The 24,707-nt window shown below is 35.0% G+C and carries 16 protein-coding genes; 6 read left to right on the top strand and 10 right to left on the bottom strand.

From position 1 onward, the window contains the following. Window positions 1-26 precede the first annotated feature (26 nt). Window positions 27-941, top strand: a complete 915-nt coding sequence (locus ABZP31_RS12315) for a LysR family transcriptional regulator (protein WP_005027690.1) — start codon at window positions 27-29, stop codon at window positions 939-941. Between the two features lie 963 nt (window positions 942-1,904). After that, entirely contained in the window at window positions 1,905-5,828 is a 3,924-nt protein-coding gene (locus tag ABZP31_RS12310) for an alpha/beta hydrolase (protein WP_248134178.1), read from the top strand. A 400-nt stretch (window positions 5,829-6,228) separates the two neighbouring features. On the opposite strand, the gene ABZP31_RS12305 is transcribed toward ABZP31_RS12310, so the two are convergent. The 6 genes from ABZP31_RS12305 to ABZP31_RS12280 all read right to left on the bottom strand — a co-directional run bounded on the left by ABZP31_RS12305 (window position 6,229) and on the right by ABZP31_RS12280 (window position 13,567). Continuing rightward, window positions 6,229-8,232 carry a TniQ family protein gene (locus tag ABZP31_RS12305; RefSeq protein WP_248134176.1) on the bottom strand — a complete coding sequence of 668 codons (2,004 nt, stop codon included), beginning with the start codon at window positions 8,230-8,232 and terminating at the stop codon, window positions 6,229-6,231. Continuing rightward, a complete protein-coding gene (locus ABZP31_RS12300; RefSeq protein WP_248134174.1) occupies window positions 8,232-9,176 on the bottom strand; it encodes a TniB family NTP-binding protein in 945 nt (314 codons plus the stop codon). Before ABZP31_RS12300 ends, ABZP31_RS12305 begins: the two co-directional genes overlap by 1 nt. Window positions 9,177-9,544: 368 nt before the next feature. After that, window positions 9,545-11,125, bottom strand: a complete 1,581-nt coding sequence (locus ABZP31_RS12295) for a Mu transposase C-terminal domain-containing protein (protein ID WP_248134172.1) — start codon at window positions 11,123-11,125, stop codon at window positions 9,545-9,547. 2 nt (window positions 11,126-11,127) lie between these two features. After that, window positions 11,128-11,799 (bottom strand): hypothetical protein, encoded by a 672-nt coding sequence (locus tag ABZP31_RS12290; protein WP_248134170.1) that lies wholly within the window; start codon window positions 11,797-11,799, stop codon window positions 11,128-11,130. A 235-nt stretch (window positions 11,800-12,034) separates the two neighbouring features. After that, complete coding sequence (locus ABZP31_RS12285; RefSeq protein WP_262475646.1) at window positions 12,035-12,586, bottom strand: hypothetical protein; 552 nt, start codon at window positions 12,584-12,586, stop codon at window positions 12,035-12,037. A 642-nt stretch (window positions 12,587-13,228) separates the two neighbouring features. Then, the gene (locus ABZP31_RS12280) at window positions 13,229-13,567 is read right to left on the bottom strand and encodes a hypothetical protein (RefSeq protein WP_248134166.1); all 339 of its coding nucleotides are present in this window, start codon (window positions 13,565-13,567) and stop codon (window positions 13,229-13,231) included. A gap of 439 nt (window positions 13,568-14,006) precedes the next feature. Here ABZP31_RS12280 and ABZP31_RS12275 point away from each other — a divergent pair. Beyond that, window positions 14,007-15,154 (top strand): IS3 family transposase gene (locus tag ABZP31_RS12275; RefSeq protein ID WP_104425814.1). Its coding sequence is split into 2 segments (ribosomal slippage): window positions 14,007-14,253 and window positions 14,253-15,154, totalling 1,149 coding nucleotides; the frame shifts between segments, so codons are not numbered across the junction. A gap of 75 nt (window positions 15,155-15,229) precedes the next feature. Next, window positions 15,230-16,288, top strand: a complete 1,059-nt coding sequence (locus tag ABZP31_RS12270; RefSeq protein WP_367156817.1) for a hypothetical protein — start codon at window positions 15,230-15,232, stop codon at window positions 16,286-16,288. Between the two features lie 459 nt (window positions 16,289-16,747). On the opposite strand, the gene ABZP31_RS12265 is transcribed toward ABZP31_RS12270, so the two are convergent. The 3 genes from ABZP31_RS12265 to ABZP31_RS12255 form a co-directional block, all read right to left on the bottom strand. Further along, window positions 16,748-18,031, bottom strand: coding sequence for a ribonucleotide-diphosphate reductase subunit beta (locus ABZP31_RS12265; RefSeq protein WP_005027688.1), 1,284 nt, complete (start codon window positions 18,029-18,031; stop codon window positions 16,748-16,750). Window positions 18,032-18,170: 139 nt separating this feature from the next. Beyond that, window positions 18,171-18,299 (bottom strand): hypothetical protein, encoded by a 129-nt coding sequence (locus tag ABZP31_RS12260; protein ID WP_005018611.1) that lies wholly within the window; start codon window positions 18,297-18,299, stop codon window positions 18,171-18,173. A 100-nt stretch (window positions 18,300-18,399) separates the two neighbouring features. Further along, on the bottom strand, window positions 18,400-21,228 hold the full coding sequence (locus tag ABZP31_RS12255) for a ribonucleoside-diphosphate reductase subunit alpha (RefSeq protein ID WP_248134162.1): 2,829 nt from the start codon (window positions 21,226-21,228) through the stop codon (window positions 18,400-18,402). A 597-nt stretch (window positions 21,229-21,825) separates the two neighbouring features. On the opposite strand from ABZP31_RS12255, the gene bfmR reads away from it, so the two are divergent. After that, window positions 21,826-22,542 (top strand): response regulator transcription factor BfmR, encoded by a 717-nt coding sequence (gene bfmR / locus ABZP31_RS12250; protein WP_005018641.1) that lies wholly within the window; start codon window positions 21,826-21,828, stop codon window positions 22,540-22,542. Between the two features lie 55 nt (window positions 22,543-22,597). Further along, window positions 22,598-24,250 (top strand): sensor histidine kinase BfmS, encoded by a 1,653-nt coding sequence (gene bfmS / locus ABZP31_RS12245; RefSeq protein ID WP_034685885.1) that lies wholly within the window; start codon window positions 22,598-22,600, stop codon window positions 24,248-24,250. A gap of 22 nt (window positions 24,251-24,272) precedes the next feature. Here the strand turns inward: bfmS and ABZP31_RS12240 are convergent, their stop codons facing one another. Continuing rightward, window positions 24,273-24,629 carry a hypothetical protein gene (locus ABZP31_RS12240; protein ID WP_005018643.1) on the bottom strand — a complete coding sequence of 119 codons (357 nt, stop codon included), beginning with the start codon at window positions 24,627-24,629 and terminating at the stop codon, window positions 24,273-24,275. Between the last annotated feature and the right edge of the window lie 78 nt (window positions 24,630-24,707).

Here is a 24,707-nt window from a genome sequence, read left to right as displayed (position 1 = left end):
ATTACTCATCTATCTGTTTTTGAGATATGTTAACTTTTAAACAATGTAATTATCTGATCAGTATTGTTGAAGAAGGCAGCTTTAATGCTGCTTCCGAAAAACTTTTTATTGCTCAGTCAGCTTTAAGCAGACAAATAAAAAATCTGGAAGATGAAATAGGTTTTTGTGTTTTTAATAGATCCGAAAAAAAAATTAAATTGACCCCTGCTGGATTGGTTCTTTATAAAAGTTTAAAGAATCATCTTGAGAATTTTAACAATTCAATTGAACTGGCAAAGAGAATTAGCGAGGGAGAAGACAGAAATATAAAAATCAGCCACTCTAGCAGCATTATCTTTGATCAAAAAAAGTTGCAGATTTTAGATGAGTTATGCGGAAAATATAAAATTAATATAGAAATTAATACTATTTCATCTGAGGATCAAATTGAAGCAATTCTTAGCGGTAATATTGATATCGGTTTTATTCGACCGCCTGTTCATCACAATTTAGATGAAATAGCTTCTATAAGTTTATATGAAGCCCCTTTATATGTAGCAGTTTCTGCTTCTAATCAGAATTTTAGTGACAAGACCAAGGTTTATATCAGAGATTTAAAGGACTTAGAATTTGTTTCTACCCCCCATTCTGAACGAGGAGGACTGAGCTACTTAGCTTCTAATCTTTGCTTAAGCAATGGTTTTTCTCAAAAAAAATCAAGAATAACTTCACGAAAGTTGTCCCAACTGGATTTAGTTGCAAAGGATTTTGGGATTTGTATTGTTCCTGAGGAATTTGTTAGTATTCTTCCACAGAATGTAAAGTTGCTTTCTATAAACGATAAGAATAATCAATCTGAAGTTAAATTAATTTGGAAAAAGGGGAATGATATTATTATTAAAAACTGTGTAGAAGCTATTCAGGATTCTTATATATCGGATTTTAAATTATCTGAAAATTGATAAATAAAGTTTATATTAAGTATTAGAAATATTTAAAAAATAAGGTTTTAAACTAATTTAATAACTTTTATAAAATATAATTTTTATTTATAAGCTGGTTGCTTTTAATACTTAAGCTAAGTTAGATATTAATTTTTCAAATATAAATAATCTTTAAGATATTAAATAAATTTTTATTACTAATTTGATAGAATTGATATAAAGATAGAGCCCTAAAGCTCTATCTTTACTAGTAAAATATATATAATGAAAATAACATCTGATATGTTGTTTTACATTAAGCGTAAAACGACACAACGATTGTCATTCTACTTCTAATATAATCAATAGATTAAATTGCGTTGCGACATAAAATGACATCAATAAACGACATGACCCTTGTCATTATCTTAAAACAACGACGCAATTTATGTCATTAGAAAGAGTAAAGATAAAATTTTTAATGAGAAGCTAATGTTAAGTATGCAAAAAGAAGATCATATTTATTTGAAATATCTATTTTTTTTGTAAAAAAATTTAAGGTATTTTAAGGTGGGTAAATTTTAAACTATTATATTGAAAGTTCATGTTTTAGATGCGGGGCATGGTGATTGTATTCTTCTGGATTTCGAGCACACTAAAATCTTAGTAGATAGCGGTCCCAAAAAATGAAAATAAGAAAAGTTATTATTTCAACATTAGAAGCCTTATTGGGTGACTCAAGTAAAATTGATTTAGCGATTGTTACACATAATGATGATGATCATATTGGGCGATCTAAATACTTATTACAAACTAGTATTAAATTGGTTTCACGCCTTAATCATATTAAACTTAAAAATTTGAAATTTATAACATTTAATTAACCACTTTAGACTTTGCGGATTTCAGTCTAGTAATGGATTTAACTGATTGTTTTGTTGGCAAAATTGCATATTTTTTAATATGATTGCCTCAACTCAAATTTAACTAAAAGATGGATTAATGAATAAATATATAATTTTTGTTCATGGTTTAACCGGAAAGGTTGGTACAACATGGGGACTATTTCCTCAGCTTCTGAGTGAAGACCCAACTCTCGGAGATTACAGAGTGAAAGAATTTGGATATTACTCTCCTAACTTTGCATGGATTAAGCCAGCTCCATCAATTTCAAGTATCGCAAATGGAGTATTAAGTGATATCAGAGCTGAGTGTGATTTAGAAAATGATGACATAATATTGGTCGGTCATAGTATGGGCGGCATAGTCATAAAAAAATTATTATTAAGACTTAATGCTCAAGGGATAAAACATAATATTAGCAAAGTATGTTTTTTTGATGTGCCACATGACGGATCAGGCTTAGCTAAGATTGCTAAATACATTAGTTGGAGAAATAAGCACTTAAAATCACTAGTCAGTAATTCTACTGACCTAGATGATATACACGAACAATGGGTGGATAAAAGAATAGATCAACATTTAGACATATTAAGTATTATCGATGCTAACGAAACTATAGTTTCAGCAATGAGCTCTAAAAGCATCTTCAGACATCACCAGATTGAAACTATAAATAATGTAGATCATAGTTCAATTGTTAAACCTAAAACAGCAAATGATAATATAGTAATTCATTTAAAAAAATTTATAAAATCAAAGCGTTCATTAGGGAAATTCAACTCTCAAATCGGCAAACCAATATATGAATGGCTTAAGTATGATGAACGTAAACATGAACTGCCTTACAAAACAGATAGTGCTCGACAGTTAGCATTTGACTCACTAACACAAGCTCTTGAATCTGAAACTCCTTATGTTAGGTTAACGGGTTTGTCGGGCTTAGGTAAATCCAGATTAATACTAGAATATAAAAATCATAAAAATATTGATGATGAAGATTTCTTAGTTCTTAATGGTGCAGATTTGGAGACAGCCATAAAAAATGAAATATCAAGACTTTCTGAAAGTGGTGTAACAGGTTATGTTATTATTGATAACTGTTTAGTTGAACTACACAATTATGCAGTGAATGCAATTATTACTAATAAATCTAATCTTAAGCTAATAACAACTTATTTTTATCATGATGAGCCAAGACATCTCAAAAATAGTATTCCAATTAAATTAGAAAAGTTAGCATCCGAACAAATTAACGAAATTATTCATGAACGTTTACCTCAATTGGATGCCCCTTTAAGAAAACAGTTAGAAGCATTTATTGAAGGATTTCCATTACTAGCACAAATGGCTACACATGAGTTACAAAACGATGGGGCTCTAACTACAAACTTCAATGAGCCTGAGCTAGTTGAAAAGTTAATTAATGGTGATGGTGCTCTTACTGATGAATCCAGAGACCTATTAATTGTTTTTTCTCTGTTTGATTATTTCAAATTTCAAAAAGACAGTCATCAAGCCTCCAATATTGATGCCGATTTTATTAATCGAATAGCCCAAACAGATCAAAAGTGTTTTGACAAAACTATCACTATTTTTAGTCAAAAAGAATTAATTAACTGCACTAGTAACTTTGCTCGGATAGTTCCAAAACCACTTGCTCTTAATTTAGCTATGCAATGGTGGAATACAAGTTTATTCGATAGGCAATCAGATTTAGTTAGTCAACTACCTCCATCATTGTTAGAAAGCTTCTGTAAGCAAATTAAATACTTAGATTCATCAATGAATATTCAAGAATTTGTTAAAAACTTTTGTGCATCTAATCGCCCTTTCGGCCAAGCGGAACTGTTGCTTACTAAAGCGGGTTCAAGACTTTTCCGCGCACTGGTTGAAGTGAACCCTGTAGTTACAACTCAACTTATATTTCGCATTATTAATAATTTAGATGATACTGATATATTATCTATTTCTGGGGATATCAGACGTAACTTTATTTGGTCATTGGAAATGTTAGTATTTCATGACTCTTGCTTTAATGAGGCGGCTTGGTGCTTATTTAAATTTGCTCAGTTTGAAAATGAAAGTTATGGTAATAATGCTACTGGTCAATTTGCACAATTATTTAGAATAAACTTGTGTGGCACTGAAGCAAGCTTTGAAAAGCGATTAGCCTTGCTAGATAAAGCAATGGGATTAAATACTGAAAGTGCTGACTCCGTCATTATTCAAGCAATCAAATCAGCTATTAGCACCCAAGGAGGCACAAGAGTAGTTGGAGCCGAATATCAAGGTACTAAGCCAGAACTTAAAGAATGGCAACCTGAAAAATACTCAGAAATATATGATTATTGGCAACATCATCTGAATACATTAATTACTCTTATTAAGCGTGGCAATATAACTGAACAAGTTAAGAATGTATTTGGACATGAAATCAGAGGATTAATAAAATACCCAATTCAGCAGCAACTAGACCTCTTTTTTAAAGAAGTAATTAGATTTTCTGGGAAATACTGGCCTACGGCTGCTCAATCAATAACTCATGCTTTGCAATTTGATGTTAAAGGCTTGGAACCAAAAGAAATAGAACTTTTAAAGTCTTGGGAACAATTATTATCACCAGATGATAATGACCTTGAAGAAAAACTGAAACTAATTGTTCTCAATCCTTCTAGAGAATATGTTAAAGATGCCGATGGCCGCTATATTGATGTTGCTGCCGAGGATGCTAAAGCTTTAGCAGAATCTATTAAAGGAACTTATAATGATTTAATTCCTCATCTTAAGATGTTATTAACCTTTCCAGAACATAAACAAAGCTGGATCTTTGCTAAGCATCTAGCCATACAATTGGATGAAAATGCTATAAATGTAATTTTGAATAATCTTTTAAACTCTTTACGTAGAGATAAACCAACCAACATACAATTCCTTGCAGGATTTTTAAGCGGTATTAATGATAAAAATATCAACAAATGGATGGAAATAATTGAGTTAATTGCTTCAGATGAAGCTTTAGTTCAATACTATCCAGATACGGTACGAACAGGTAAGTTCAACTCACATCATTTAGATATTTTTCTTGGATTGATAAGTACCGGTAGACTACCAAGTAGTGCTGCATCAATACTGAGTTATGGAAGTGTAACTCAACATCTAACAGAAAAAGAAATTACAGAATTTTGTTTATCCTTAAGTAAATTTGATGCTACAGCAGTTTGGGTTGCATTAGATAATTTAAGTATGTATGTGTTTGGACGTACAGATCTTGACTTAAAATTGATAAATCCAACTTTAGCTATTTTAGTTCTCAATGTTTCTTTCAAAAAAAATGATAAATTATATCAATTTGATAGTCATCATTGGCTTGATTCAGTAGAAAAACTATTAGATACCGAAGATAAAGAGTTTGCTTTAAAGTTGTGTCTTCACTTGATTGATCAAGTAGGTAGCTATGATATTAATTACAATGATTTATGGGACTATATTGGCGAAGCATTCTATAAAGCATTTGAGCTTCATGGAGAATACTTGTGGTTTAAAGTCTCATCCAAGTTCCTAGATGAGAACTATAAGAAATCGTATAGATTATTAGATTTACTAGGAAGTGGAAAATCATATCATACGCGTGACAAAAGCATCTTTGATCTATTGGATGCAAATAGTATCGTTGAATGGTGTAAAGATGAAGTTGCTTTGATGATCACAACTCATGCAATAAAAATGTTTATTTTGGATGGGGATAATAGGATTTTTAATCCTTTGCTCCTAAGATTAATATCTGAATATAGTGATAATGAATCTTTTAACAGCACAGTTTCAGCAAATTTTTCAAGTAGGTCTTGGATGGGGTCTCTTATTCCTTACTTGCGAGAGGATAAAAAATTGATAGAAGCCTTAATTGACCATGAAAACATAAAGATCAGAAATTGGGCAAAGCAGTTTGTTGATTATATCGATAGAAAAATTGATTATGAAACCAAGCAAGAGGCAGAAGAAAAAATGCTTAGAGGATTTGATTAATTTCTTAAATATAACTATTTATAATTAGTGAAAGGGGGGATTATGTTTTCTTAAATGTAATACCTCTCAGAATCAAATACTCAGTACAATATATTTGTAGTTATTTGAAAAAAAGTTAAGTGTATTAAAATCATAAAACTTTTTTAACTCACTATTTAAAAGCATACAGTGAGGGAAAACACTCAACTTTCTCAGGAAAAAATTTATGCTGCTTAGCAAAGTATAAGATCAATAACTACTTGGACTTGGACACTCTTGATCAACAGGAAAACGGTTGTGTTAAAATATTAATCTATTATTTAAAATTTTTTTATTTTTTCCTATTATTTTGAATAGCTTAATTTACTCATAATTCCTCTATAAGCATATTGATATCAATAAAAGTGAGATGAAGTCTTAACTAAGATTTTGAGGAATAGCCATAGCCTTTCTTGATCAAATAAATTACATCAGCTTTCCTGTAAAATTTAATTTTATGTGTATTACCAATTAAAAGTGGTGTAATAAGGCCCTGAATGCTTAAATTAGGTATATGTGACTTATGCATATTCATGAGTTTACTAACTTCAGCACCTGTTAAGTATTCACTCCTAATTTTTAGAGCCCTATTAATATCGGCAGTTGTAATTACTTTCCAATAAAGTAAATCCTCGATTTTAAGTATTTCTGTTTTGATCCAATAAGTATTGAACCAGTTAGGAGGACAATTTAATAATTGAAGTGCATCTTCATAATGGGTATACATTGGAGAAGAAATTTTTTCCAATAGTAAATCAAGTGATTCTAGGTTTATAAGAATGTTCCCGGGATTCGATAATTTTTTCTTAAGGAATTGTTTGGTGACAAGTTGTGCTACCTGTAGTGGAGATTTTTCTAAGCGTTTTGCTGCTTCTTTTAAGGGAATGTAAAGGCTGTCCTCAGTTTGAGTAATACGATCATTAGCATGCTTTTTTCTACCTGCTGAGTTGGGATAAGTTTGAATAGATAAAATCTTTTCCCGCGTTATATGATTTATAGAAGACTTCAAAAAAATATTATTTCGAGTTTGATCCACTTTAGGTCCATGAATAGGAAAAATACCTAAACTAGCTAGCTTTTCCGTTAGATTAGTTGGATTAACATTCAGTTCTCTTGCGACAGCTCCAATAAGAATTTTTTCACGATGGAACTCATCAAGGGACTTTTTAGAAATAAAGTGTTGAGTGGTTTTTGAAGTTGATGTTTGAGTTGCTAAAGAGAGAATATGGTTCTTTATAAGAAATCTTACAGTCTCTGTATTAACATTGAGGCAATTTGCGGCTTCTTTTAGTGTATAAAATACTTCAGATTTCTGAATGATATAGTTTTCATCTTTGATGCTCGAAAGTATTATCTGTAATTCTTTATATTTTGATAAGCAGGTAACGATGCTAGGTATTGAAATATAAATTTCATCCTTTTGCTTATGGAGATGTAAATGATTTAAGGTGATTAAATGTTTTATCTCATTCCTAGATTTATTTAATACCTTACAACAATCTTGAATAGTTAAGAAACCTTGATGAGTCGTTATATTAGAAAAGTTAAATTGGTCACAAGCTGATTTAATAAAATCTTTATATAGGGGGATAAATCTATCCTTAATAAGAAAAGGTAGTAATGCAATTCTTGGATGTATATTTGGAAGGTGATTTAATAAAATAGAGTTTATCGAGTTTTGAAAATTTTTCGTGTTGTTGAGAAATGCATAAGTAAGATTAACTAACTCTTCATTATTTATATTTAGATTATTGGAAATATTGAATTTTTCCAGCTTAGTGAAACAGTTTATAAGGATATTTATCTTGTCTTGTTCCGCATAGGAAAATAGAGTTTCTAACCATTCAATGGTCTGTGTTGTATTGCAAGCTATAATAGGAGCAAGTCTTATATCTGTTTGACATTTTGGGCAAATACAGAGTTTAGAACGAATAATATTTAGCTTTTTGAAACAGTGGGGACAGTGGTTTAATAACATTACCTTATGTTTAGGGCATGCATAATTAAGTTTCAAAAGCCAATCTTTTCGCCAAAATTCTTGATCTCTAAGGCATAAGGGACAGTAATGCTGTAAATCATTATGAAAGAATTTATCAGGTAAGAAAGCATTCTTCCAAAGTACCTCTGAACGCTGTGTAATTGATTTTCTTCTTAAAGATAAATGACTATTCCTAGTATCTAACCTCATTTTGGATAAGAAAGACGCGAACTTTAGATCATGACTAATTATAGAGACAAATTCTTCAATACCTTTAATATCCGCTAAGTGTTTGTAAATGGCAGCAGCATGTTGATAAGAATTAAGCTGAATCAATCTTGTTATGAGACTTCCGGCAGACTCTCCATCATAAGCTATTGGGGTAGTCGGATAAAATAATCTGTCCATTATCTAAACCTTATTTTTAAAGATAATTGATTTTTATTCATTAAAAATGGGTTTTGATTAATGAGGGACACAAAACTTGTTAATCCGGTTTCCCATGTTTCTGCAAAGTCTATTGATTTAATATTATAGTGATTATTTTGCAAGGCCTTAAAAATTGTTTGTTTTATCAATAGACTAATGAAAGCAATATTTCCTCCTGTAGCTACGTGTATTTGTAAGCTAAGTAATTCATCTTTTAATGGGGTTTCAAAAATAATAGGCGTATGCTCAGTAATATTTTTTTGATAACGATCTAAGAACTTTAGTAAAGAACCATTTTGATCGAGAGAATATTCAAGCTTTTTAAAATGATAACTAAGTGGAAATCTACGGGCTAATTGCGTGTCATTCTTTATAATATTTTCAAATTCAGGTAATCCTACTAGACAAAAAGTAATTCCTGTACGATTGACAAGATTTTTGATCCATGAGGCTACGTTCTGGTTTAATCTTTTTGATGTTTTTGTTAAATCAACTAAATGATGAAACTCATCTAAAATAATCAATTTAGTTTCACAAGTTTCAATGCATTTGCACAGTCGATTCGTAAGTTGAAGTGTATCCCCAATTGTAGGCGTTGGATCATTAAATTGTTCTAGCATATGTGCTGCTAAAGATTTAACTGTAACAGGTGAGGGCACCTCAATGTAAAAAGCAGGGATAATCTGCTGAATAGCCCCATCAATTCTTTTTTCAGAAATTTTGTATTTAGACATTAACGCTTTACAAATAGTGGTCTTTCCCATACCACCCTCAGCAAGAATAAAGCAACCTAAAGGTGTCCCAAATAATTGAGTTTTAATCACAGCTTCATCTACCTCAATAAGTATCTTTTTTATATCTGGGGGGATGACAATTATGTTCTTTACTTTTTCTATTATCTGTAGAAGTTCCATTGTACTCATCTAAATTCCCCTTTATATGTTAAATAGTTAAATTAAAGTTCCATTGATTCATAATCATCATCATCTGTGGTAGATAAAGACTTTTCTGAAAAGGAGGGGGTAGGTATTTGTTCTTGAGAATATTTATTCAAAGTATCTTGAGTTGATAATATGTCTATCGAATCTGATAGTTGAGTATTAATTTGGTTTATAGGATTTGCTTGGGACAAAAGAGCTTGTATTTTTGCAGGTAAATCTAATTTTATATTTTTTAATTTTTTATTCTCAGCGTAAGCATCTTGAATTTTAGTATAAAGTTTCCATCGAGCATATAAATCAGTATATTCACCTAATAGTCTTTGGTCTTGTTGAGAAATACTTTTTTTCTGTTATTGAATACACAAATGTTCATAAAGAGATAAACCTTTAGTATAATAGGGATTAGTGGATTCAGCGACAATAAAACTATTATTATCTTGAGGGTTTCTAATATAAATTCTTTCTAGATTTGTCTCATCTACTAAAATAATAACACTCTTATTATCATAATTTTCGTTAGTTAATACATGAGAGTAATAAGTTAGATAGGAAAAATGAATTCTTCCATTATTAACTTTTTTCTTTTTAGGAATGCGAGCTAGTATGTCAATTTCTTGCTCCGACATGGAAAGCACAGGAAAAAGCTTGATTGTTTCATTCCAAAAAGTTAAAGGTATTCTATTATCAATTCCACTATGTTTAGATTGATGATAAATACATTCAATCCATTCATGTATAAAATCTCTTAAATTTGAAAAAGTTAAAGATGCCTGTTTTTTAGAATTATATTCGCCTCGAAAGGCTGCATTAGAAAAAGTAGTACCTTTAAGCTTTTGACTAAAGCTTAAAGTAAAAGTTCGAAAAAAATTTTCGATATGTGGCTTGTCATCAGGAGTATGCTTTTGAGAGGGAATAATAGTAATTTTTCGATTTTCACAAATACTACTAAGCGCATTATTTTTGAATTCAACACCGTTATCAGGAATAATCGAAGAAGGTATCCCCCCTGGTAAATTTCTTTGAGGGCGTGTGAACATATCTTTGAGTAAACACAATGTATTACTGCTATTAGGTGGCAATATACTTAAATGCCATCCTACAATACACTTAGAAAATACATCTATACCACAAGTTAAAGTGGGCCTTCCAATAACTTCAAATGTATGATCATCTAAGACAATCACATCTAGTAAATGAGAGTCTATCTCAATGATACTCAGTAAGAAGGGGCTGTCACGTTCTTCACCCGCAGCCCTAAATTTTTTATTCGCTACCCGCAGTCCTTTTTTACTTCTAACAATGTCATATTGATCCAAAGCTTTTATATGACGTTGGATTGTTCTTATGGTTGGAGGCTTAGAATAGATACCTTTCTCAAGCATTTGAGATACAACATATGCTTCAACATCTTTCGCAGATCTTCTTTCTGCTGGTTTGAGAAAAATCTCAAATATTCCATTTTTTAGAATAGCAACTACATCCGGTGAGAATCGTAGAGAGCGATTACCCTGATTATGCTTGAACTCAGTTAAAAATTTTTCTTCTTCTCTAAACCTTTTGATCCATCGTATGACTGTTCGAGAACTAGGAGGGGCTTTATCTTTAATATTGGATGAGACTTCTTCAATTATTGTGTTAATAGCATTATGAGATGAAAGATAAGACAAGTTTAAGGCTGCCTCAATGTATCTTTTTTTGCGATTAATTACTTCATAATTATGTTGATCTAAGAATGGATAGAAAGGGGTTTCACTATATTCGATCTCATGATTATTAGATAAGTGAATAAACTTATCTAACGGCATATTGTAAACCTTACCTCCTTTGATAGAGGAAAATCTAACTTTATTACCAATTACAGCAGTGATTTCATAATCATTACCATACAAGTTAAATCTAAAGCCCTCTCTAGGGAACAGTTCATTGCTCATAGTTACCACGACAAACCATTAATAGATATCTCTTTATGGAAGATTAAGTAATCACCTAAATTACTAGGTAAATTTAATAGGGAGAGTGATCTATACACATCACTTGGTGCCTTATAGTATTTGTCTAGATTATGTAGGGCTTTATATATCAGTTCATCAGGCCAAGTCTGTGTATGCCCTCTTGAATAAAAAAATAAGATCCTCTGAACTAATTTATCGTTAGCAAGAACAGACTTATCAATTACATTGAATTCAATTTTTAGGTAATTAAAAATATGATGACCTAACCGTTCTAATTTTTTCAATTGGTCACTGTTTAAATGATCAATTGAAGGTTTTACTTCATGAACTGCATAAGTATGATCTTTGTATTTAATAAGAAAATCAGGATACAAAAAAATCTTATTAAAATTAGGAATTTCAATTGCTTGAGTTCTATAGGCGATAACTTTTTTATCTTGCTCAAGAGAAAGGGCGTATGCTAATTCAAGTTTACTTTCAAGTGGTATCATCCCTTGATTCTTAAAACTAGGAAAAAGCGAGGTTCTTTTACCTATAGTCCCTTGTTCTATTCTTCTTTTACCCACTAGAGTGCGCGCAAGATTGGTACTCGTAGAAAATGCACGATCTATTTGTGCCTTTATATTTTCAAGATTTGAATTGTCGAAGCTCATGATGCACGACTCCCTAAATAACCTAAAATCTAAGCTATCTACAAGGAATTTAAAGGAATTTAATATTCAAGTAGTGAAATGATTTATTATTAAGAGATGAAATTTTTATTTTAATGCAGGTGAAAAGTATATTTTTATAAAATTCAAAGTGTTTTTATAAGTTTTGGTATTATAATACCCATGTGATGTCTTTAAAATGGTATTATAATACCAATAATAATTGTAACAATGTATTTCAATTGATAATTATTTTTTTATTTAATATATTGTTTATGATCTCTAACTTAGATTTATCCTCTATTAACTTTATGAATAAATCCTTTATTTCATCCTTATAAAATGTATGGTTTTGAGGTTGTTTTTGCATTAATGAATCAAGATAGTCAAGGTTTGATTCAAGCATTGATATATTATCCAGTAATTGTGATTTTGTAGATTTTAAGTCTATACTTTCACTATGTTTTTCATGGATTGAACTTCTTAACTCATTCATTTTTAAAGTTTCTTCATAGCAGTATGTATTTCTTTTAGATTTTTCAAAATTAATAGAAAGATAGTTCAGTTTACACAAGTAGGAAATTCCTCGGTAAGCTTGTTCTTTTTTAAATTTATCTTCTAGCTTCATTTCTTTTAAAAATCTTTTGGGTTCCCAGCCATCTATTGTATTTTCTTTGATCAGTTTAAAGAATAAGTTATCAAGAGGAAAGCTTATCAAATTCATATCTAGATGCTCGTAAAAAAAAGACATTATATTTTTAATTTTTATTTTTACAAGATCAAAAAACATTGCTTTCTTAACTTTATTATAATATTAATTTTATAATGAAATTATTTTTGTGCTACATATTTTATTAATAATTTAAACTTTTTTTATATTTTCCATTGGTTTTATATTTTATTTAAAAATATTTTTATTGTATTGTTTTTTTGTTAATTAAACTATTTTATTTTATTAATTAATAATCAAGTATTTGTTTTAGATCTGACACTTTTGATTTCTGTACTTTTATTTATATTGAATTGAGTGTTAATTTAATCATTATTTTAATATATAAAAAAGATTAGTATGGATTTCTTCTTGGAAGAGTATATTGTTTGATTTTATTGGAGATAACTGATTGTTTATTTAATAGCCATAAAACAAATATAAAGAAAAATTTTATCACTTACATAGTTTAAAGTTAGGTCTATATTATCTAATTATTCATCATTTTTGAAAGCGGTGACTTTTCATCCTCTACTTTAAGGTGCTCAGTGACCCCACTTGTTAAATGACATAGTGAGGGAGATTTAATATTCCAATCAAATCAAAAGAACTACTTGTGGGTTGGACATATTAGAGTTTTTAGGTTTGATCAAATAAGTACTTAATCAGTGATACAAAAAAATAATCCCTCCAAATTGGAGGGATTATTTTTTTGTATCACAGCTATCTAAACAGATTATTTAAGTAGGGATCACGACCATAATTGTATTGTAGATAGTCTAAATCCCAATAAATACCGTCACCTTCTGCATCAGCACCAGTATCAAAATTGATAATTCTATAATCATTAGCTAGAGCAAAAATATGAAGGCACCCAGATGATAAATCGCATCTTAAATCATATCGGAACATTGGACAGTCATAGGGAATAATACGACCATCTTCATCCTCGAAATGTGTTAGTCGGCTTGAGGTTATCTCAATTTCACTATACGGAATTTGATAACCAGAATAACCTACAACGATGTATCCACCATCAATATGCAATTTTTTATAAGCCATGTGACTCACTCCTACTCAACATTGTTTGTATCATTCCAATTGAATGATTGCTTGAGAGACAGGATATCTAGTTTCAAAATTTTTATTCCCCCCAAAAAATTGCTCAAAATTTGGGGGAGATTTAGTATAGGCTTTGTCTATATGAAAAATTAAAATTTATTTATGAAACCTCTCAAAATATACCATGAAATAGATTTACGAACATTCAGAGTTGAAATATCTGATTTCATACATCAAGAAATTTACCGTTGTTTACAAATAAAAAATAAACTAGATGATGTGAATAAAATAATAGAAATACATTCATTATTAAGGAAAAAACTAGATAATTTTAATTCTGTATATACAGAAGATCATATTGTGGAAATGGCAAAATGAATAGCCACCGATTTTGTAGACACCTTTTAGTTAGATAAAATGGCTAATTAACGAGGTGCTTATGAGCAGTAAACGATACCCTGAAGAATTCAAAATTGAAGCAGTAAAACAAGTCACTGAGAAAGGTCATAGTGTGGCTGAAGTTGCTACACATTTAGGAACCACTACACATAGTCTGTATGCTTGGATCAAACGTTATGATCCACAGCAGCCCAAGACAACAGAATCTAGTGATCCAACTACAGAATTAGCGAAATTAAAAAAAGAGCTGCAAAGGGTCACTGAAGAAAGGGACATATTAAAAAAGGCCGCGGTGTACTTCGCAAGCCAGTCCAAATGAGGTACGCCTTTATTCGGGACAACCAACATATATGGTCTGTTCGTCGTTTATGTTCAACGTTAGATGTTCATCACAGTGGTTATTACGCCTGGTTAAAGAAACCTACCAGTATAACTGCGAGGAAGCGGCAACAGCTTTCAGGATTAATTAAACAGTTCTGGTTGGAATCTGGCGGAGTCTACGGTTATCGCAAGATTCATTGTGATTTGAAAGACGTTGGCGAAAGTTGCGGTATCAATCGAGTACATCGACTCATGAAGGCGAATGGTCTCAAGTCACAGCGTGGCTATCGCAAACCTAGAGCTAATGTTAGTACTCCATCGATTGTGGCTCGAAATACTTTAGACAGACAGTTTAACCCCACCCAGCCCAACCAGTTGTGGGTGACTGACATCACTTATATTCGCACTCATGAAGGATGGCTGTATCTTGCAGTAGTAATCGACCTATTCTCACGGCTAGTCGTTGGCTGGTCTATGAAGTCGAGAATCACAACAGATCTGGTTTTAGATGCTCTACTGATGGCTTTGTGGCGAAGAAGCCCAAAGAACAAAGTCCTGATTCATTCTGATCAAGGTAGCCAATACACCAGTCATGAATGGCAGACATTTCTCAAGCATCACAACCTTGAAAGCAGTATGAGCCGGCGTGGAAACTGCCATGATAATGCTGTTGCTGAGAGCTTCTTTCAGCTGTTAAAGCGAGAGAGGATCAAGAAGAAAATCTATGTGACAAGAACTGAAGCAAGGTCGGATATCTTTGAATATATAGAGATGTTCTATAACTCAAAACGCAGACATGGTTCCAATGGTCAGCGTTCTCCATTAGATTATGAAAAGGCCCATCAAAAGATGGTTATGTGTGTCTAGAATTTTGGTGGCTATTCAAAAGATGCTTTAGATGCGATTGTTTTGGGTTATAACAAAGGCTATTTCACTCAATACATGAAGGAGTCTATTCTTAATAAATACTATGCTGAACAGGAGTTCCCTTGGCTTATAGATAATAGTGGAACTGTGCAAGAAAAAGACAATAGAAAAGAGGATCTAAGACAAACTTTAAATGATTTTCTATGTGTTTATGAAGAATACTCAGCCCATAAATGGTCAATCAATTTACTTTATCCACCCCAATTATTTGTATATGAAATAGATTATGAATTTGTTTTGGAATATTTACAAAATAGCGAATATTTAAGCACATTTGTACCTTGTACCGATGATATTACTTTTATAAATGGACCTACCATAACAAGTGAACAAATTGGTAATGAACTTGTAATAAATCAAACACCATTTGAAGTATTTAAAGCCTACAAAAGAGAGGTGATGAACTTTGATTATGACTATGAAGAGTTAGAAATACCTAAAAGTACAATTTCAAATAAATTAGATTCAGAAGAATTACAAAGTAAGGAGCTTACAACTCGACATTACTCGAATTTGATAGAACTTTCTTATGAAGGTCAACCTACCCATACCCAAGTGTGTAGCAAACTTAAAGTTGAAGTAGATATGACTTCACCTTTAAGCCAAAAGGAGTTGGAAGAAACAATTGAACTATTTAGAAGAGAAGTATGTAAAGTTCAAGGGAGAAATCGTACTGCCAATATGTTACTTGCTGAAAATTTGGAAGAACTCGGAAACGCAGCTAATCAGGCTAAGTTAAAATCAATAGACTTTTATGATTCGATGGAAGTGTTTTCATCATCTCCTCTCAATATTGTTAAAGTCTCAGAATTTAAATTATTGCTATGCGGATTGATGGTATATAAAGCACGTTGGTTAAATACAATGGAGGAGCAGGCACATTGGGTAGTAGATTCAAAGATAAAATTTGATCTATATAACTTGTGCTGTGATTTATCTAAATCGCTAATGGCAATTTATAAACGAGGCTTTAGTGAAACAAACATTGAACGTGGATATGAGCAAGTTAGTGCATTAATAAATACAACATTTAAAGAATTATATCCAAATCACAAGTCTCGAAAAACATCATGATCGCTTATGTGCTGCATAATAGTTACATAATATGAGGCTTATTATTACGAGATTTTAGATTTAATACCTGTAAGCATTGTGATATATGATGATAAGAATCAATGTCACAATTGATGTTTATTTTAGGCAAAGTTGCAAAACTTCATTTTTCTTGAAAAGTTAACTTTATTATTGTTTTTACAAAATAATAAGGCTTTATAAGGCCTTGATTTTGTAGTTGTATGAGATGTGAGTTTCGTATATTTAATATTTTTTAGTTTCTGCAGCCGTTATATATTTGTTATTCCTCTCAAGAATAATTTTGGTATTCCATAGTGGTTAAATAAAAATAGAGCTATTAAGCTCTATTTTTATTTAACAGTGGAATGACTTTATAATAATTTCACATCAACTATTATTTAACTAGTGACATTTATGTGTCGCAAATGACAATCGATGTGTCGTTTTACGAAGTTACTTTTACCAGCTTAATGCGCCACCTGTCTGATAATCAGTTACGCGTGTTTCAAAGAAGTTCTTTTCTTTACGCAAGTCCATCATCTCAGACATCCACTGGAATGGATTATTTACACCAGCAAACTGCTCAGGCAAGCCCAACTGGTTTAAACGACGATTACAGATAAATTTGAGATACTCTTCCATCATTGCTGCATTCATACCAAGTACTCCACGTGGCATGGTATCCCGTGCATACTCAATCTCAAGCATAGTGCCTTCTAAAATCATCTGAATGATTTCTTGCTGGAACTCCGCAGTCCATAGGTGCGGATTTTCGATTTTGATCTGGTTGATCATATCGATCCCGAAATTCAAATGCATTGACTCATCACGCAAGATGTACTGGAACTGTTCAGCTACACCATTCATTTTATTACGGCGGCCCATTGATAAAATCTGGGTAAAGCCACAGTAAAAGAAAATACCTTCAAGAACACAATAAAAGGCAATCAGGTTACGTAGCAGAATCTGGTCATTTTCCGGAGTGCCCGTTTTAAAAGTCGGATCACTTAAAGACTGGGTATATTTCAGTCCCCACGCCGCCTTACGTGCTACTGACGGTACTTCACGGTACATATTGAAGACTTCGCCTTCATCCATTCCCAACGACTCGATACAATACTGGTAAGCATGGGTATGAATTGCCTCTTCAAATGCCTGACGCAGAATATATTGACGGCATTCCGGGTTGGTAATATGACGGTAAATTGCCAGTACCAGGTTATTTGCGACCAGTGAATCGGCAGTCGAGAAGAAACCGAGTGAACGCATGACAATAGTACGCTCATCTTCAGTCAAGCCGTTTTCAGACTTCCAGAGCGCAATATCATGATTCATGTTAACTTCTTGCGGCATCCAGTGGTTGGCACAACCATCCAGATACTTTTGCCATGCCCACTCATATTTGAATGGAACAAGCTGGTTTAAATCAGCACGACAGTTGATCATGGCTTTATCATCAACCTGTACACGCTGCGCACCCATTTCCAGCTCTTCAAGCCCAGGCGCAACATCCAAATGATTTAAGGATTCAGATGCTCGAGCCAGCGTATCGGTTGAATCTGCTGGTCGCAGCTGACCGGTTCCAGCGGATTGTCCATAAGCCGCATTCTGCGGTGATGGCTTTGCATCAGATACCACTTGCGTATGAGCCGCTTTTTGCGGTTCGACGGGCGCAGGCTGCTGTGCTGGAGCAGCCGGTTTTTGCGAATCATCTTCGAAATCGTCCCAACTTAGGATAGACATAATAGTTCTCTCTTCGTTGCTTATATCTTTATCTGACATCTCACATACGAAGATGTCACTACTATACGCTCATTCTGTGTAAGCAAAATTAAGTTTTACCAATTGCTGCTCTATTTTTAGTCATTAGGCTGCATTGATCTTACTTATTTTGGTTACGCTGTTGTGCCCGGATTTTAATAAAGGCATATACCATCGGTACGTAGAAAAAAATAAAGGAAAAAACCAGAACCGCGAGTCCTAACACATAGTTATGAGTCATATGAGGCATGATCATTTCCTTTACTTTACAAATTTATTTTTGGCTCTCCATCCTTATCCTTAAACATATTATTATTTCCAGGATAAGGACAAAGGCCTTAGCTCATCAATTACTGACAAGCTTCACAGTCAGGATTATCAATCGAACATGCCATAGGCACCGGCGCAGCTTGAGCAAAACCGTCTTCTTCAGCTACAGTTTCCGGTTTGGTTTCTACCACAGGAGCTGCAGCTACTGGGGCCGCCGCTGTGGCTTTAACAGCATTTAATGCACCGGTGTTAATAGTTGATTTCTCGGCTGAAGTAGCACCAAGCGCTCGCAGATAATAGGTTGTTTTCAGGCCACGCAACCATGCCATTTTATAGGTTAGATCAAGTTTCTTGCCATTGGCACCTGCAATATACAGGTTCAGAGACTGGGCCTGATCGATCCATTTCTGGCGTCGTGAAGCAGCATCTACAATCCAGCGTGGCTCAACTTCAAATGCTGTGGCAAAAATAGCTTTTAACTCATCTGGAATACGGGCAATCTTCTGTACAGAACCTTCAAAGTGTTTCAGGTCATTTACCATTACCGAATCCCACAGGCCGCGTTCTTTCAGGGCACGTACCAGATACGGGTTTATCACTGTAAACTCACCAGACAGGTTTGATTTCACATACAGGTTCTGGAAGGTTGGCTCAATTGATTGCGAAACACCACAAATATTAGAAATGGTTGCAGTCGGTGCAATCGCCATTACATTCGAGTTGCGCATACCGTCTTTCTGGACTTTAGTACGTAGAGTATTCCAGTCCAGACGTTGGGTACGGTCCACTTCAAACATACGGTCCGGGCGGGATTTTGCTACAATTTCCAGAGAGTCAATTGGTAAGATTCCTTGATCCCATAGCGACCCTTTGAAGGTTGAATAAGCACCACGCTCAACTGCAAGATCACTTGAAGTCTGAATGGCGTAGTAACTGATCACTTCCATAGATTCATCAGCAAATTCAACTGCTGCATCTGAACCGTAAGCCATGTCAAGTTCATACAGTGCATCCTGGAAGCCCATGATACCCATACCAACCGGACGGTGTTTCAGGTTAGAGTTTTTGGCTTGTGGTACAGCATAGTAGTTAATATCGATAACGTTATCGAGCATACGTACAGCTGTTTTTACGGTACGTGCCAGTTTCTCGCGGTCAAGCTTGCCGCCTTGTACATGCTGTACCAGGTTAATAGAACCGAGGTTACATACTGCAATTTCATCCTGATTGGTATTCAGGGTAATTTCAGTACACAGGTTGGAAGAGTGAACCACACCCACATGCTGCTGAGGTGAGCGCAGGTTACATACATCTTTGAAAGTAATCCAAGGATGACCTGTTTCAAACAGCATAGACAGCATTTTACGCCACAAGTCTTTTGCACGGATTTTCTTGTGCAACATGTTCTGTTCTTTGGCAACAGACTCATAATAAGCATAACGCTCCGCAAATGCTGAACCTGTCAGGTCATGCAGATCAGGCGTTTCAGAAGGGGTAAACAGGGTCCATTCACCATCTTCGAAGACACGCTGCATAAACAGGTCAGGTACCCAGTTGGCCGTGTTCATGTCATGGGTACGACGACGGTCATCACCTGTATTTTTACGTAGTTCCAGAAACTCTTCAATATCAAGATGCCAGGTTTCAAGATAGGCACATACTGCACCTTTACGCTTGCCACCTTGGTTAACTGCAACCGCAGTGTCATTTGCAACTTTAAGGAATGGAACTACACCTTGAGATTTGCCATTAGTCCCTTTGATATATGAGTTCAGCGCACGAACCGGGGTCCAGTCATTGCCCAGGCCACCAGCCCATTTTGACAGCATGGCATTATCACGCATTGCGCCATAGATATTGTAAAGATCATCTGAAATGGTGGTCAGGTAGCAGCTGGAAAGCTGTGGACGCAGGGTACCTGAGTTAAATAGTGTCGGCGTAGACGCCATATAGTCAAAACTGGACAGCAGGTTATAAAATTCGATTGCACGGGCTTCTCGATCATCTTCCTGAACAGCAAGTCCCATAGAAACGCGCATAAAGAATAGTTGCGGCAGTTCGAAACGTATCCCATTAGAATGGATGAAATAACGGTCAAATAAGGTTTGCAGGCCTAAATAGGTAAACTGGTTTGAACGTTCTGGCTGAATTGCTGCTGCCAGCTTTTTCAGGTCAAATTTCAGCAACTCGGCATCAAGCAGTTCAAGCTCGACCCCTTTTTTCAAGAAAGCTTCAAGCGCTTCACTTTCCGGTGTATCTTCAGACAGTCCCAAAAATGCCAGACCGGTTGCCACCAGTTCATCACGTAACAGACGGGCCGTAACATAAGTATAGTTAGGTTCCTGTTCGATACGGGTACGTGTTGCCATCATCATGGTGGTGGCAATATCAGATGCTTTAACGCCGTTGTAGAGGTTTTTTACAGTTTCATCAATAATTGCTTGTACATCAATACCTTCCAGACCTTCACTAGCTTTTTCCAGTGTGGTTTGAAGTTTGCTCATGTCCAGTGGCTGAAGCTGTCCTTTACTGTCAGTAATCTGCAGTGTTGGATGGTGATGAGCGCCAGTTTGCTGGCGAGCTTGGTTACGCTGTTCACGATAAATAACATAAGCACGGGCAACTTTCTGCTCGCCAGTGCGCATAAGTGCCAGTTCAACCTGATCCTGAATTTCTTCAATATGAATCGTCCCGCCAGAAGGTAAACGACGCTTGAAGGTATTCATGACCATTTCAGTTAATTGGGTAATCCGGTCATGGACGCGACTAGAGTCAGCACTTTGCTGGCCTTCTACCGCCAAAAATGCTTTACCAATCGCAACAGAGATTTTTTCTGCATCGAAAGCGGCAACTTCACCGGTGCGTTTGATCACCTGAAGTTGACCTGGGGTTGAAGTGATTGCGCTCATCTCAGTCGCTCTCCATTGTCATCTATTGTTATGTTTAATAAGCCTGATTCATCTGTTTGCAAAACAGGACAGCTGATCAGGATAAACACAAGACTTAGTGGTTTATATTTGAATTGGACACAAGATACGGGAATTTTTAGAGTATATCAATATTGACATTTTAGTAAAAATTTTTCTTGAAAAAGGCCTTTGCTTCGCAGCAAATTTCCCCATTTTCTGTCATTCAGCTATAAGCCTTATTGGCTAAGGCATAGCATAACAAAGCTGGTTCAGCATGCTTATAGATAACTATGTGGATAACTAAAAAAGCGACGAATCAATTACTCAGTTTCTGAACAATGCAATCTTTTGTATATAAAAATACATTTTATCGGTTAAAAAAAAGCTAAAATCCGGGACAACTACTAGAATCTATATAAAAGCCTAGTGATATCAAGCATTAAAAGAATATTACAAAACAATGCTGACATGTATCAGTTTGGTGAACAGCTACTTGTTTACAATGTAAACGTGTGTATATTGCGAATTATTAATGACGTATCACTGAGTTTCGATTCATTAAAGATACCAACAAACATATACATAGAGGCATATTTCATGAGCCAAGAAGAAAAGTTACCAAAAATTTTAATCGTTGAAGATGATGAGCGTCTTGCTCGTCTGACCCAGGAATACTTAATTCGTAACGGGTTGGAAGTGGGGGTAGAAACGGATGGTAACCGTGCAATCCGCCGTATCATCAGTGAACAGCCAGATATGGTCGTACTTGATGTAATGTTGCCAGGAGCAGACGGATTAACCGTTTGTCGTGAAGTGCGTCCACATTACCATCAACCGATTCTGATGCTTACAGCACGTACTGAAGACATGGATCAGGTACTGGGTCTGGAAATGGGCGCTGATGATTACGTGCCGAAACCAGTTCAGCCACGAGTACTATTGGCGCGTATCCGTGCACTGCTGCGTCGTACAGATAAAACTGTTGAAGATGAAGTGGCACAGCGTATTGAGTTTGATGATCTGGTTATTGACAATGGCGGTCGCTCGGTCACTCTCAATGGTGAGCTGGTTGATTTCACCAGTGCTGAGTATGATTTGCTGTGGTTACTGGCTTCGAACGCGGGCCGTATCTTGTCACGTGAAGATATCTTTGAGCGTCTGCGCGGTATTGAATATGATGGTCAGGACCGTTCAATCGATGTACGTATCTCACGTATTCGTCCAAAAATCGGTGATGATCCAGAAAATCCAAAACGTATTAAAACTGTACGAAGCAAGGGATATCTGTTTGTCAAAGAAACCAATGGTCTATAAGATATAGCGGTTTTTTTGCTTCTAAACAAATTCATCTCCTTACAAGGTTGGTCGAGTGTTCAAACACAGTATATTCCTGCGTATATACGCAGGACTTGTAGTTCTGGTTGCTTTAGTTGCTGTATTTGGTTACCTGCTGGTCCAAATCATTAACTATCAACGGGCGCAGGAATATCGGGAATCACTCACAGATGGTATTTCTTATGTGATCAGTGAGGGGGTTTCCCGGCAGCCAAGTGAACAGCAAAAACTGGACTGGATTGCGGATGCCTCTGATCTTCTGGAACTTTCAATCTATTATGTTGATGCCAGTAAAGTAGAGCTGTCACGTGCGGAACGCAAACGAATCAATAATTTGCAGGCAGTAGTACGTTATGATGCCAAGAATACAACTGCGTATATTATTCTTGGGCTAAAAGATGATCCTAAACATTATCTCTATGTCAAAGTAGACAAGATTGGCGAGCGTCAAATGAAGGCCTTGCCAATTTTTATTTTAGATTATCTGATTTACTATCCGGGTCAGGAGCGCGAGTATCTGGCCAAGATTCAAAAATACTTTACTTATCCAATTTCTATTCAAAACCTGCATGAGCTCCAGCTCGATTCTGAACAGATCGGGCAGCTGCGTCAGGATCAGAGCATTATGCTCTATAAAGATAGCGCGACCATGCGTGGTACTAATATTACGATTATTTCACCAATGCCAAGCAATCCGTCTGAAGTGCTGGTGATTGGTCCTGTGCCGGTCTTTAACTGGATGCCGTTCCAGCTGGCTGGTGGCATTACCTTGCTGAGCCTGTTTTTATTGAGCTTGGGAGTTTACGGTTTAATTGTACCGCTAGAGCGCAAGATCCGTCAGGTACGTTATGCTTTAAACCGTATGAAATCTGGTGATCTGTCATTACGTGTACCTATTGAAGGTAATGATGAAATGGCTAATCTGGCAGCCAGTTACAACAATATGTCAGATCATATCCAGCGCCTTATTGAAGCACAACGTGAGTTGATGCGCGCCGTTTCACATGAGCTAAGAACACCAGTGGCCCGGATTCGCTTCGGTATGGAAATGCTGGCAGAAGAGGATGATTATGAATATCGTCTGCAACAGATTGAAATGATCGATAAGGATATTGAAGCACTGAATACCCTGATTGATGAAATTATGACTTATGCCAAACTGGAGCAGGGGACACCTTCGCTTGAGTTTGAAGAACTTCCGCTGGTAGAAGTGCTGAGTCAGGTAGCAACCGAAACAGAAGCTTTAAAGACCCAAAAGGAAATTGAATTGTTAGCACCAGCCCCTGATCTCCGGGTAGATGCTGAACGCCGCTACCTTCATCGTGTAGTACAAAATCTGGTGGGTAATGCAGTTCGTTATTGTGACCATAAGGTGCGAATTTCGGGTGGTATCGATAAAGATGGGAAAGCTTTTGTCAGTGTTGAAGATGATGGAGCAGGTATTCCAGAAATAGATCGTGCCCGTATTTTTGAAGCCTTTGCTCGTCTAGATGACAGCAGAACCCGTGCTTCAGGTGGTTATGGACTGGGCCTTTCTATTGTCAGTCGTATTGCATACTGGTTTGGTGGAACCATACAGGTTGATCAGAGCCCGGACTTGGGAGGGGCACGTTTCATTATGACTTGGCCTGCTCAGCGTTTTAAACATGAAGCCAGAAAAAATCGTATCGATAAAAAAAGCACCTGACAGGTGCTTTTTTATATTAGTCTTATTGCTGGATGGTGGGGTCAGGTGCAATCAGTGGATTGCCTTGGCGTAAACCTTCTAAAGCTGCCTGATTAAAATCAACCAGAAGTTTATGATTTTCGACATCGATACGATGGTTAAGAATTACTTTACAGTCCCCATTGATAGTTTCAACTGTATATTCGTCCGCAATATTTAAAATGCCAGCCAGATTAACGGTAGTAGAAGCATAATCTTCAGTGAAAAGCTTATAAATATCGTTTAAGTCAAAAATGGCATTATTAACTTCCGGATATTTACGTACATACCCCTGTATATATTTAATCAGTAAATCTGCATATAAAAAATAATTAGGTTTATGGGTGAATTTTAAGCTCATGTTATTGCTCCTTATTCTTTGATTTTAAGCATAACCTGTAGTGAAAATTAGCAGTGTATTAAGTTCATTAAAGCATGT

Origin of the sequence: Acinetobacter sp. FL, from assembly GCF_040744925.1 — a bacterium.
Lineage (GTDB): Bacteria > Pseudomonadota > Gammaproteobacteria > Pseudomonadales > Moraxellaceae > Acinetobacter > Acinetobacter radioresistens.
The sequence above is the reverse complement of the archived record's forward strand: the minus strand, read 5'-3'. Positions and strand labels throughout refer to the sequence as shown.